The 12,454-nt window shown below is 44.4% G+C and carries 15 protein-coding genes; 2 read left to right on the forward strand and 13 right to left on the reverse strand.

Features of this window, described 5'->3' with window-relative positions; translation table 11 throughout:
• Window positions 1-149: 149 nt before the first annotated feature.
• The 4 genes from ONZ52_RS03940 to uraH form a co-directional block, all read right to left on the reverse strand.
• Window positions 150-833, reverse strand: coding sequence for a hypothetical protein (locus tag ONZ52_RS03940; RefSeq protein ID WP_321160252.1), 684 nt, complete (start codon window positions 831-833; stop codon window positions 150-152).
• A 300-nt stretch (window positions 834-1,133) separates the two neighbouring features.
• Window positions 1,134-2,054, reverse strand: a complete 921-nt coding sequence (locus tag ONZ52_RS03945) for an ArsR/SmtB family transcription factor (protein WP_265217400.1) — start codon at window positions 2,052-2,054, stop codon at window positions 1,134-1,136.
• Between the two features lie 136 nt (window positions 2,055-2,190).
• Window positions 2,191-3,372 (reverse strand): FAD-dependent urate hydroxylase HpxO, encoded by a 1,182-nt coding sequence (hpxO, locus tag ONZ52_RS03950; protein WP_265217401.1) that lies wholly within the window; start codon window positions 3,370-3,372, stop codon window positions 2,191-2,193.
• 292 nt (window positions 3,373-3,664) lie between these two features.
• Window positions 3,665-4,033: a hydroxyisourate hydrolase gene (gene uraH, locus ONZ52_RS03955; protein ID WP_265217403.1), complete on the reverse strand. Its 369-nt coding sequence runs from the start codon at window positions 4,031-4,033 to the stop codon at window positions 3,665-3,667.
• Between the two features lie 193 nt (window positions 4,034-4,226).
• On the opposite strand from uraH, the gene uraD reads away from it, so the two are divergent.
• The gene (gene uraD / locus ONZ52_RS03960; protein WP_265217404.1) at window positions 4,227-4,748 is read left to right on the forward strand and encodes a 2-oxo-4-hydroxy-4-carboxy-5-ureidoimidazoline decarboxylase; all 522 of its coding nucleotides are present in this window, start codon (window positions 4,227-4,229) and stop codon (window positions 4,746-4,748) included.
• Here the strand turns inward: uraD and ONZ52_RS03965 are convergent.
• The gene (locus ONZ52_RS03965) at window positions 4,745-5,311 is read right to left on the reverse strand and encodes a LysE family translocator (RefSeq protein ID WP_265217405.1); all 567 of its coding nucleotides are present in this window, start codon (window positions 5,309-5,311) and stop codon (window positions 4,745-4,747) included. The genes uraD and ONZ52_RS03965 overlap by 4 nt on opposite strands.
• A gap of 150 nt (window positions 5,312-5,461) precedes the next feature.
• On the opposite strand from ONZ52_RS03965, the gene ONZ52_RS03970 reads away from it, so the two are divergent.
• Window positions 5,462-6,862 (forward strand): aminotransferase-like domain-containing protein, encoded by a 1,401-nt coding sequence (locus tag ONZ52_RS03970; protein ID WP_265217407.1) that lies wholly within the window; start codon window positions 5,462-5,464, stop codon window positions 6,860-6,862.
• A gap of 63 nt (window positions 6,863-6,925) precedes the next feature.
• Here ONZ52_RS03970 and ONZ52_RS03975 read toward each other — a convergent pair whose 3' ends face one another.
• The 8 genes from ONZ52_RS03975 to ONZ52_RS04010 all read right to left on the reverse strand — a co-directional run bounded on the left by ONZ52_RS03975 (window position 6,926) and on the right by ONZ52_RS04010 (window position 12,363).
• Window positions 6,926-7,912 carry an isopenicillin N synthase family dioxygenase gene (locus ONZ52_RS03975; protein WP_265217408.1) on the reverse strand — a complete coding sequence of 329 codons (987 nt, stop codon included), beginning with the start codon at window positions 7,910-7,912 and terminating at the stop codon, window positions 6,926-6,928.
• A gap of 105 nt (window positions 7,913-8,017) precedes the next feature.
• Window positions 8,018-8,494, reverse strand: a complete 477-nt coding sequence (locus ONZ52_RS03980; protein ID WP_265217409.1) for a nucleoside deaminase — start codon at window positions 8,492-8,494, stop codon at window positions 8,018-8,020.
• Between the two features lie 146 nt (window positions 8,495-8,640).
• On the reverse strand, window positions 8,641-9,432 hold the full coding sequence (locus ONZ52_RS03985; protein WP_265217410.1) for an ABC transporter permease: 792 nt from the start codon (window positions 9,430-9,432) through the stop codon (window positions 8,641-8,643).
• On the reverse strand, window positions 9,410-10,216 hold the full coding sequence (locus ONZ52_RS03990) for an ABC transporter ATP-binding protein (RefSeq protein WP_265217412.1): 807 nt from the start codon (window positions 10,214-10,216) through the stop codon (window positions 9,410-9,412). Before ONZ52_RS03990 ends, ONZ52_RS03985 begins: the two co-directional genes overlap by 23 nt.
• Window positions 10,217-10,220: 4 nt before the next feature.
• Window positions 10,221-11,216: an ABC transporter substrate-binding protein gene (locus tag ONZ52_RS03995; protein WP_265217414.1), complete on the reverse strand. Its 996-nt coding sequence runs from the start codon at window positions 11,214-11,216 to the stop codon at window positions 10,221-10,223.
• A 204-nt stretch (window positions 11,217-11,420) separates the two neighbouring features.
• On the reverse strand, window positions 11,421-11,708 hold the full coding sequence (locus ONZ52_RS04000; protein WP_265217415.1) for a type II toxin-antitoxin system RelE family toxin: 288 nt from the start codon (window positions 11,706-11,708) through the stop codon (window positions 11,421-11,423).
• Complete coding sequence (locus ONZ52_RS04005; RefSeq protein WP_219703656.1) at window positions 11,698-11,949, reverse strand: type II toxin-antitoxin system Phd/YefM family antitoxin; 252 nt, start codon at window positions 11,947-11,949, stop codon at window positions 11,698-11,700. Before ONZ52_RS04005 ends, ONZ52_RS04000 begins: the two co-directional genes overlap by 11 nt.
• A gap of 111 nt (window positions 11,950-12,060) precedes the next feature.
• Window positions 12,061-12,363 carry a cupin domain-containing protein gene (locus tag ONZ52_RS04010; RefSeq protein WP_265217417.1) on the reverse strand — a complete coding sequence of 101 codons (303 nt, stop codon included), beginning with the start codon at window positions 12,361-12,363 and terminating at the stop codon, window positions 12,061-12,063.
• Between the last annotated feature and the right edge of the window lie 91 nt (window positions 12,364-12,454).

Raw genomic sequence — 12,454 nt, forward strand, 5'->3', positions numbered from 1 at the left:
ACCGCTCAACCTTGTAACGCGAAGTCACTTAAGTGTGCTTCTTGATACTCTTCGAGATGAGTAAATGAGGCGGGAGCCACTCTACACGCGAGGTCAGTACACTGCCTCAAGGTCGCCGCGGCCTCCCGATAATGGTTAAATAATACACCTCAATAACCATTAAATTCATCATACAAGGTCGCCATTTTAGGGGAAGACGAGCCACAAACGACCAACTCAATATTTTTATCAAAAGCGCGCATGGCTTTGGCCGTTTCAAAGGCAACTCGACCGTATTCCGCTGCGGTTTTTTGGCCGATTTGCCAAGGGCCATCCATTTCATTTCCAAGGCACCAGAGTTTGACATTCCAAGGTGCTTCGCGACCGTTTTGTTTGCGTAGGTCAGACCAATAGGAGCCACCAGGATGATTGACGTATTCTAGAAAAGCGCGGGCTTCGTCTAAGCCTCGTGAGCCGAGGTTCACCGCCAACATCATTTCTGTACCTGCTTGTTCAGCCCACTCGGCGAATTCATGGATACCAACCTCGTTGCTTTCGGATGTGTGCCAAGCAAGGTCGAGACGAGTGGGGCGGTCTTCTTTTGGTCCAATTCCATCTTCCCAGTTGTAAGCAGAAACGAAGTTGCCACCAGGGTAGCGTGTCACAGGTACATCAATGTCTTTCACTAATTCGATGACATCTTGACGGAAACCATGTTCATCAGCAGTTGCGTGACCTGGCTCGTAGATACCGCTGTAAACAGCGCGTCCTAAATGCTCGATAAAAGAGCCGTAAAGGCGAGGGTCTATTTTAGCAATCACATAATCTTTGTGTGCAGTCACGTTAGCGCGCATGCTTACTCCTTTCTTATTTTTGTAGGATATTAAGATTTATTAAGTATCTGTTTTTTTGTTTCTTATCTGATTAGTGGATATTAAAAGCATGTTTGACTCGAGGTCAATCAATAAGACGTTTATTTTTTGTGCGATTAAATACCAAAATTGGTATGTCTAAGTGGAGGCGGTAATGAAAAAAGAATGAGGCAAGTATTTGAAATTCTACTAAGATATTGAAATATATAATTTTTTTAATATTGATTGATTAAAGCAGGATTATGGATATACACATCAGAAAATAAGATGTTGTGTATGAGGCTAAGATTGAAGGCGTAATATAATATCTTGGTCGTAGTTACCAAACTGTTTGCCAAAAATATTAATACCACCAGGATGTTTGGCATCATTTGGTACAGAGATTCGTACACGAATTGATCTATGGTCTTCTAATGCGATATCTTGTAAGGAAACATTGGAGACTCGAATACCATCGATATAGGTGCCGTCATGGGTGACACGAAAGCTTTTCAAATGACCATATTGGCTGCCAGCCAATTTCCACCAATCTGGTGTGTATTTGCCTCGATGGTCGCCGTAATCACCGGGCGCTGTCCAAACAGCGGCCGTTGTTCCATTGATGGAAATATGAATGTCAGAAGGCCAATTTTCAGAGGTGCCTGGCACTTCCGATGATAGTTCCATCACCAGCTCTAGCTCTTTTACTGTCTGGCCTGCAATACGGGCATTATTGGGGAATTGATATTCCACGTAACCTTTAGTGAACCATAACAAGCTGGCACGCATACGATCTGGCGAGAGGTAAGTATCTGGACTGTCTAAATACCCCACAATGCCGGAGTCTGAGCACAAACCACAAGGCGCCATAACATCAAATTCAGAATACAAGCCAACCGGCATGGAGACTTCGATGACATTGCTTTGTTTCTGCTTGGTATGACTGAAAGATAAGACGATTTCTTCGTGTGTCGCGCGGCAAATTTTTTGACTGCCTTTGCGACCTTTTTGGCTTTCGGTAGTAATTAAGCCGGCACTTTCGAGGGAATTGATATGACTGGAGGTCGATGATTGCGGCAGTTCTAGCAGGTCTGAAATATCATTAACATTCATGGGGCCTTTCTCATGCAGCAAGGTAAGAATCGCCAATCTGGCTGGTGCTGCTAAGCTTTTTAATACATTGGACCCATCTTCAGGGGTAAGCAATAAGAACTTTTTACTCATCGTTATCTCCAGTTGAAGATGTATTTATATCGAGTTTTATGATTCTTATCAAGTTTAACTTGCTGATAGATTGTTACGGAAAGTAAGTGGTGATCGCATTATTTGAGATAATGCGATCAGTAATAATCCCGCTAAATTAAGCCAGTGGTCCACCTACGATAGTGGAGCGTAGGCCAGCAATAATGTTTTCTCCCGTTTCGCGTCTTAGTTCGTCGTACCAAGCTTGGGTCTCTTGCATGTCTTTGCCGTGGGTAACGTCGCAGCGTTTACGGGCTTTTAAAACGAGGTCTTTGACACGGAAGCGACGTGCTTCTTCATAGTGTTTCAAGGCCTCAATTACCCCAGATAATGTTTTGGTTTTTTCTGACCAAAACTGTTCTCTAAAGCACTGACCCAGTACAACGGCGTCTTCTAATGCTGAGCAGCCGCCTTGGCCGATGTCTGGTGTGGTGCTGTGAGCGGCATCGCCAAGAAGGGCAATGTTGCCTTTTACCAAGGTATCAAATGGCTCGATGTCGTGAATTTCAATACGGTTTGTGGTGTCAGGGTCAATGGCCGCAATCAGTTTTTGAACGGGATCTGCCCAACCGGCAAAGTAGCGGGTGAGATCCGCCACCACGGTGCTTCTGTCTTCTGCTAGCCCTTTTGGTAATGGCACATCAAAGAAAAAATAAAAGCGACCACCAGCAATCGGCATAATGGAAACGCGTTTGCCTTCGCCAACGAACGTCGTCCATTGCTCAGCTGGTGCGATGCTTTCGTCTATTTCTACCAACCCGTTCCAATTCACATAGCCTGCATAGCGGCGTTCAGTTTGGTAGCCGATCACATCAGCGCGAACCGCTGAGTGTGTGCCGTCGGCGGCAATCATAAAGTCGCCAACGGCGTGGGTGCCATCGGTAAAATACGCCGTGACTCCTGTGTCGGTTTGATCTACTTTTTCTATGCGTTTGCCAAATTGGATGGTCTCGCGCCCCCACCAATCGACCATTTGGCTCTGTAGGTCGGCGCGTGATACCGGGCAAGGGCGCTCACCCACGGCGTCAACCAATGGCGCAAGACTAAACTGTGTCATCACGCTGCCAGTGAAGCCATCGTGGTAAGCCATGTGGTGCATTGGCCCACCGAGTTCGTCCATGATGCTGCCCATGCCTAGATGGTTCATGCATTTTACGCCGTTAGACCAAATAGAGAGTGCCGCACCAACGGGTTTGATTTCTTTTACAGCTTCAAAAATCTCGCATTCAATGCCTTGTTGTTTTAGTGCTGCTGCCGCAGATAGGCCGCCGATGCCGGCGCCGATAATAAGTGCTTTCATCTCATTCTCCTTTAATCTTGCGCCTTGTTTGAGCTGTCTTGGCGCATTTTTAATCTTTGATTAAAGAAGTAATTGGCAATAAATATGCCATGAAACAAATGAGTCTAAGTTTTATTTTATGAAACCATTGTTTTAGGGCGATTGATTATTATGAGAGTCGAGTCAAAGAAGAAGGTGGTCAATTTTCTTCTTTGACCGATGAGACAGAAAGTGATGTATCTTGGTGCGATTCTTTTAAAGGCTGCGCTATTCTGGCTCGTTCAGCCGTTTGTGATTGCTACGTTATCGAGAACTAGCTGCCGCGATAAGTGCTATAGGAATAAGGCGAAACAAGCAATGGAATATGGTAGTGGGCGTTTTCATCACTGATGCCAAAACGAATCACCACGGTATTCAAAAAGTTAGGGGTTGTGGTCTCGCCGTCGCTACGAAGGTTGCAGGCGTTAAAATACTCATCTATGGCAAATTCCAGCTCATATACACCCACAGAGAAGTCGTCGGCTTGCAGTAAGGGCTGATCACAGCGTCCATCGTTATTGGACAGCGTGCTGTGAATCCATTGTCGTTGACCGTCTGCAGTATGTTTATAAAGGTGTATTTTGACACCGGCTGCCGCGATGCCTTTTGTGGTATCTAAAATATGCGTGGTTAAGTATCCCATTGTTTTTCCTTAACGGTTTTTTTTAATGATGGCTTTATCTTGCCTGTTTTTTGCAAGCAGTACAGTAGTAAGTGAAAAGTGCCTGAAAATATTGTTTCATAGGCTTCAATATTTGTGCCATGTGTTTCTGTGGTGAAGAGATTTTGTTTGTTAGTGCAACTTTTGTCGAATTGTTGGAATTTGGAGTCTTTTTATGCACGACCCGTTAACGACTTTTAGTCATTTAAATGAAGCGGATTTTATCGCGTTATTCAGCCGTATTTATGAGCACTCTGCTTGGGTGGCAGAAGAACTGTGGCGTCAAAAAGCCGCGCATCCCAGTGAGTATTTTGACAGTATCGATAAAATACAAACAGCCATGGCCAATATCGTAGAACACAGTAGCGATGAGCAAAAATTGATCTTGTTACGCGCTCACCCTGATTTGGCAGGTAAGGCCGCACTGGCGGGTGAGTTGACGCAAGAATCCTCTTCTGAACAAGCAGGAGCAGGCTTAGACCAATGTTCAGAGGAAGAACTGGCGCACTTCTTACAGCTGAACGATACTTATCGAGAGAAGTTTGGCTTTCCTTTCATCATGGCCGTGAAAGGCGCTACCAAGGCGCAAATACTCGCCGGGTTTGAAGCCAGAACGCCCAATGACTGGCAAACCGAGTTTGACCGAGCCATGAGCGAAGTGCATAAGATCGCGGGGTTTAGATTGGCCGATCTTTAGATAAATATCATAGGTAAGGTCGCAAGCAGTAATAATCCCATTGATACACTAAAGTAACGGTGGAATTTAGGTTCTTGAAGCCTCTTAGATACGAGCTTGCCTATGGTAATCCACATGAATGTCCCAGGTAGCGTAGCGATATTAAACATCATGATGCATAGCAAAGCCGATGACCAATAAAGCTCCCCAGTCAATGTGAATACAGAGCTTGCTGTCATTAAGCTGGCCCAAGACTTAGGGTTAATTGCCTGAAATGATGCGGCTTGTAAAATGCCCATTGGTTGAAGGCTCTTTTTGTCTGAAGGCATTTTTGAACAAGCGATTTTTATAGACATATAAACAATGTAACTTGCTGCAATAAAGGTGAATACCTTATGAAGGTAAGGCCAATGCTTAAACATTTCACCCAAGCCAAATAAAATCATTATATGCAGTATTGTCATGCCAAAACGAATGCCAATCACGTGAGGCAAGGTTCTTCTAATGCCAAAATTGGCACCTGAGTTAGCCAGCAGGATGTTGTTGGGTCCAGGTGTTATGGTGCTTATTAGGCAAAAAAGCATCAGAGCGGGAGCGAGCCCAATAGGGCGCTATTTATCATTTCCTTTCCTTCTTAGAAAAATTCAGCCAATAATTGTATTAATACAATTATTGGTTTAATGTACCTATATAGATTTACATACAATACAATTGTGGGCAATTTATTTATTGTTATGAATATAATTATAGAAATTAGTAAAGACACATTCGATAAAGCTTGTTTGGCGCATCCAAAGTACAAAGCATTGGCCCTGCTTATTGAGCAAGCGATTCAGTCTGGCGAGTTACCCGATCGACAAAAATTGCCAGCTCAAAGACTTTTGGCGGATAAGCTAGAAATTACCCATGGCACAGTAACAAGAGCCTATGACTTGCTTGAAAAAAAGGGTCTAGTGAATGCGAAGCTGGGCGCTGGTACGTATGTGAACCTTCCAAGTTCCTTCATTGCTACTAATGATTCTGCTATCAAAGAATACGATTTTGCATCCAGTATGCAGCCCATGTTGGGTCAGCAAATGTTGATCAAAAATGCGCTAAATGAACTGGCTCAAGATCTTCTTGCAATAGAGCAGGTGATGACCTATTCGCCGCAAGGTATACAAAAGCACAAGCAATTTTTTACCGATTGGCTGGCTGTTAAAAAGATTAAGATCGATGCCAATGATATTGCTTTCACTCAAGGTGCTCAGCAAGGAATGTATACCTGCCTGCAAATTCTCACCAAAGAAAATGATTATATTCTTCATGAAGAATTAGCGTACCCTGGATTATTTCGAGCAGCACAAGCGAGCCGAATAAACCCCTTAAGTGTGCCATTGACGGCACAAGGCTTGGACTTAGAGGTTCTGGAAGAATACTGTCAGAAATTTAGTCCTAAGGTTTTGTATATAACCCCCAATATTCAAAATCCGACCAATATTAAATATTCACAACAGCAACTAAGCGCCATCATAGAACTGAGTGAGAAATATGATTTTTATATCATTGAAGATGATGTGAATTACTGCTTGCCAGAACACTGGAATGTACCCTTACAACAGCAAGCACCAGATCGAATATTTTACCTTTCTAGCTTGTCTAAATACGTGGCAGGTGGTTTAAGAATCGCTTACTGCTTGGTACCTAAACAATGGCAACAAGCTTTTAACTTGAGTATACACAGCCAATGCTGGATGGTATCGACGCTGAACTTTGAGTTGGCAACACGCTTCTTAAACAGTGAAAATTTCAAACACAATCAATCCCTTTTAGAAGAAGAAATGCGTTACAGACAAGGCGCTTTCCAAGCCCTTGCTGAGAAATTTGGTTTTCGTTCTCGGAGTGGTGGTTTGAATGCGTGGTTGGAATTACCAAACCATATTAATGTGAATCAGTTTAACAACTTCCTAGCATCGAAGAATATCAAAGTTAGAACCGCGGATTTATTTCGTTGCCCTACGGCATCTTTACCTTCAATAAATTGTTTTAGAGTGTCTTTAGGAGGATTTAACTCAAGAGTGGATTTTGAACAAGGCCTTTCTTTGTTTGAAAATGCCTTAATACAATTTAACAGCCAAGAAGATATTGTCATTTGATATTTTGAATCGAGTCTTAATAAAACCATCATAGGGTGTCTATGATGGTTTTTTATTTTCTACTTACTTATCGACAAAGTTAGCCTGAATACGTTGAGTCAGAAAATCCGCTGCGCTGATAGGTTGGTAGCGTTTCGCTGGACCTTGGATGATCTGTGATTTATTGGCTTGGCAGAAAAAGGCGATGGAATGTCGGCTGCCGCAGTATTCGTCGATTCGTGGCAAGCGGACTCTGTGCAGATTGGATTTAAGCTGATCGTCGCTCCAGCGCATGAGCATATCGCCAATATTACAAGTGATGACATCGCCATAGGGAGGAATGCTGGTCCAGCGTTGGGTTTCTGCTTCGGCGCCTGGGCAAACTTGTAAGCCGCCGTGGCCTTCGTGTTGGAACAATAAGGTCAAACAATCGAAATCCGTATGGGCGCCAGCTCGCCAAATACTGCCCTGTTCTGTGACCCCTTCGGTGGCGTAATAGTGCAACAAACGTAACGTGCTTTGGTAATCCGACAGGCGTGGGTCATGGGCTTTCGTAAAGAAATCTCGATCAAAGCCTAGTTTGTCCGCAAAGCAAGACAACACCTTCATGCCCACTTCCCAACATTGTTTTTCAAAGCGCAGTGCATTGGCTTGAAAGTGTGGCAACTCTTTTTCAGTCGGCCACAAGTTATCCATGTGGTATTGGGTGATTTGATAGGATTCTTTTTGATCTTTGGTGCCAGTGGAAGGGCGAATTTGGCTACGGCTTTCCCAGCCAGCGTTGACACCTTTGGGTCTTGGGTATTGGCTTTTAATGCTTTCTGGAAGGTTAAAGAAACGTTCGGATTCGCTGAATGCGGCTTTTATTTCTTGTGGATCAATGCCGTGGTTACTTAATTGAAAAAAGCCGATTTCAGTGGCTGCGAGCCAGAGTTGCTCGGTGATTTCTGTGCGACGATTGTCAAAGTCGCTCATGTCGATGATACGAATTTCGCGATCGTTGGTGTCTTCGCCTGCGCCACCAAACGTGGTTTCACGTTGCAGTTCTTCAAGTACGTATGAATGAGTCATTATGGTCTCCTCCTAATGGAAAATGGAGCAATGACCCAGCGTTTTGAGGCGCTTGACTGCTTCTACTCCGATTACTTCTGTATTACGGTAATATTGTTCTATTGCTTACCAAACACCTTCATGCAATTTTGCTGCCTCTTCTTCAAGGCAAGGTCCAATGACTTCCACTTCTCGTTGCCCCGATTCAAACACAGTACGACAAGGTAAGGCCAAGGTTGGGTTTTCTGGATGGTTGCCAGTGATCTGTTTCAAGCTGTGTTCACTTAACCCATACACAAGGCGTCCTAATCCCGCCCAATAGGCGGCACCGGCACACATGGCGCAAGGCTCGGCGGAAACGTACATAGTGCACTTTGCCAAAAAGTCAGGGCGATAGGCTTTGCTGGCGCGGGTCATTAACTTACGCTCCGCATGGCCTGTCATATCGAAGTCGGGCAGGTAGCCGTTTACTTGGCTCATCAACACATTGTCTTCATCGTCGACCAAGATCGCTGCAAACGGGTGAATGCCTTGTTGTTTGGCTTCATCCGCAAGGGCAAAGCTTTGGCGTAAAAAGTCTGTGTCTTTAGTATTTAATGTCATATCTGTCTCTATAGTTGAGGTTTTTACGATGTCATGAGCGAATTAAAGACAAGGCAAAAATGAACGAAAAAGCGGAGTCTATTGGCTATAAATGAGCATTTTGAGTTCATTTTTAACGCAGTATTTAAGAGCGCAATAATCGTAAGTTATTTCTTCTTAGGAAGGCTCCACGGAAAAAACCAAGCCTGAATCCACTGGATCGATTTAAACAGTAACAAACTGATAATCGACAAAAAGATCAGCCCAGCAAACGCCTGTGGAATTTTAAAGAATGACGTGGAAAATTGAATGAAATAGCCCAAGCCTTCTTCCGCCGCGACGAACTCGGCCACCACAGCCCCGATAATCGCCAAGGTGATAGAGACACGAAGGCCACTGAAAATGTGCGGGATCGCATACGGAATGCGAATCTGCCAGGTTTCACGATAACGCGGAGCTCGCAAGGACTGGCTCAGCTCAATCATTTCGGGTGGCGTTTCCAGCATGCCCGTTGTGGTGGAAACCACCAAAGGGAAGAAGGTGATTAGGCAGGTGATGAGTACACGAGATGGGTCATCGGTGCCAAGCAATACGATGATCAAAGGCGCCACGGCGACGACTGGGGTAGATTGAATGACAATCAACGCAGGATAGAGCACACGGTTCATCAATTGTGAGCGCATCATGCCAATCGACAGTGGGATGGCAATGATGATTGACAAGGCAAAGCCCATCAAAGCCACACGTAATGTTGCCCAAAGGTGTGTCAACCAGCGGGAAAACTCTACATCGAAAAAGGCCATAAAAATAGCCGAGGGCGATGGCAAAATATAGTTGGGTACACCGCCAACGCGACAGATAAGTTCCCAAAGCAGCACGAGGCCGATAAAGAATAAAGCTGGTGCAAAGCGATTCGCTTGTTGGGCAAGCCAAGAGTTAGGCTGGTACGTTGGGTTCATAAATATAGCCTCTAATTTTGTCAGTTAGCTCGGCAAAGCGTGGCGAGTTAATGGTTTTAGATGAACGAGGTCGTGGTAAATCCACCTCGATCAGATCCAACACCGTGCCAGGACGTTTGCTCATGACCAAAATGCGATCAGACAGTAACACCGCTTCACTAATGGAATGGGTGATAAACAGCACGGTTTTTGGATGCTCTTTCCAGATATCGAGCAGGTCAAAACCGATTTGCTCTCGCGTCAAGGCATCGAGCGCCGAGAAGGGTTCATCCATCAATAGAATGTCTGGATTGAGCAACAGTGCGCGGACAATGCCGACACGTTGCTGCATGCCGCCAGAGAGTTCGTCTGGCATCTTGTCAGCAAACTGAGTCAATCCGGCCATTTCTAATAGTTCATTGGCGCGTTTTTCATCGCTGGCAGAATAGCGGCCATATTTGTGTTTAAGCGGAAACAGCACGTTTTTGCGTACGGTTAACCAAGGCAATAAATTGGCTTTTTGGAAAACAATACCCACGTCATCACGTGGCTCGGTCACGGGCAAATTGAACACGGATACCTGACCATGAGACGGAATAAGTAATCCCGCCACCATGCGTAATAAGGTGGATTTGCCACAGCCAGACGGCCCTACCACCGCCACAAACTCGTGGCGATGAATGTCCAAGTTAATATCTTGCACTACCATGGGCGTTTCTGGGCGTGGGTCATATTTATGCCCCACGCCTTTCATGCTGACATAAGCCGCTTTGCCGTTGTCGTTTATTGGTGTTTGGTTATCCATGCCGTTACTCCGGCTTAAAAGTGTTGTTTACTGCTGTTGCAGGGTCGAGGGCGTCTTTTGATAGGCCATTGGCTTCTGCCACGTACTCCCAGGTTTTTTGAATGCGTTCATCGGTAAAATTACCAAAGCCGTCTTGTGTCGTCACATCGTTGTAGACCAGGTTATAAATGCTCTTAATTTGTGCAGAAACAATACTGGCGTCCACTTCTGGCACCATTTTGTGCAGATCGATACCGGCTTGGTCTGGATTGGCGTAAGTAAACTCGATGGATTTGGCAAAGGCTTTGATAAAGCGTTTGGCGACATCTGGACGTTCAGTTAAGAATTTCTCAGAAGCCAAAACAGACGAACTATAAAGAGACAAGCCTGAATTCGACCACGGCATTTCGATCAGCTCTTTGCCTGCGCCTTTTGCTTGTGCGTCATAAAGCGCGGTATTAGTAACCCAAGCAATAATGGCATCGGTGCTGCCTGTTATCATCATTGGCGCGAGCGCACCTGGATCGGATTTCACTAATTGAATGTCCGTTTCGCTTAAGCCATTTTGCTTCAAGACTAAGGGTAAAAAAGCATTGGATGAAGTGAAAGGAGAGGTGGCGACTTTTTTGCCTTTCAGATCTTTAATGGAGGTGATGCCACTGCTTTTAAGTACGAAAAAGGCGTGTGGTGCTTGAGTGAAGTATGGGTAAACCGCTACAACAGGTACTTTATCAAGGGCTTTGGCTGCCATTAACGCTCCAATATCAGAGCTACCAATGTCTGACTGACCTGTTGCCATTTTGGTTAGCGCATCGGTGGAACCGCGACCGCTGGCGATCTTGACCTCTAAGTCTTCGTCCGCAAAGAAACCTTGTTGAATTCCCACATAGACAGGTGCTTTGTCGCCACCTGGTAACCAATCTAATTGAAATGTCACCTGATCTGCCGCCATGGCAGAAACACTGGAGACAAGACTGGCTAGAAGCGTTAAACGGATTGCTGTTTTCTTTGCCTTACTCATAGCTTTACTCCATACAATTAATAGGGGTTAAAGACCCACTTGTTTCATATGGTTTGTATGTAGCAACAATCGTTCCATATTTTTATAGAATCATAGCCGTTTATTTAACTCATTGAATTCATTGGAATAAACAGACATTTATAGCGGGGTGTAGAAAAACCTATGAGGTTTTTTATCGAGGAGGTGAAACAAAACGGTGCGATATCAACTCACTCGAGAGGCGAGTTTTTTATAAACCGCGTCGTTGTCTCGTTTGCCAATTGCCAGCACATAAACGACGACTTCATCGTCTATGACTTCATAAGCTAGGCGGTAGCCTGAGGTTCTTAGTTTTATTTTATAGACAGAATCATAACCGCGTAGCTTTGAGGCAGGGACATGCGGGTTTTCTAGTCGCTCCGCTAGCTTCTTTTTAAATTGTGTTTGAATTTGTGGTGCTAATTTGCGCCATTCTTTTAGAGCAGCAGGAAGAAATTTTAATTTATAAGTCATCTAAACTCACTTCGATGGCTTTGGATAAATCAGTACGGCGAGCTTCAACCAGTTTTGCTAGTTCAATATCATCGGCCATCTCCATTAAAAGCTCATAGGCCTCAGCAGGGACGAGGTAAGCCGCTGGCTTATTGTGGTTTAAAATGGCGATAGCAGAGCCACCAGATTCGTTAAGTAAAGCCGTTGGGTTTTTCTTTAATTCAGAAATACTGGCTGTGTAATTGGCTAAGACTTGTCTCATAGGAACCTCAATTAAGTACTAAATTTAAGTCTTATTTTAGACCTAAATTTTTAACAGTGCTATATCTTTATCGCTCTGGCTTTATCTTTGATGCTCACCTTGGAGTGCAGACTAAGTTGGCTCTATCATCATGAAGTGTGTGTCGGGCTGTGCGACTGGGCAATGATCGACACCTTTTGGCATCACATACATATCGCCCTCATTAAGGATGATGTCGTGGGAAGATTTGAGTTTTAATGTGAGTTGGCCTTTGAAGACAATGATGACTTTTTCGTCATTCTCATGTTGATGCCAGCCAAGTTCACCGCTGCCTTTGAGAATTCTGATGGATTGTCCATTTGGCTTGGCAATGACTTTTGGTGCCCACTCTTCTGATAGCAGAGCAAATTGTTCCCTAATATTAAGTTTATTCATCATGTCCACCTTGGGTTACTTGCTTAAATTCACTTAATGATAATAAAACTCATTTGCAATTTTTTCTAGGTTGGTAAACCTTTTTTGAGCA

Origin of the sequence: Marinomonas rhodophyticola (assembly GCF_026113935.1) — a bacterium.
Lineage (GTDB): Bacteria > Pseudomonadota > Gammaproteobacteria > Pseudomonadales > Marinomonadaceae > Marinomonas > Marinomonas rhodophyticola.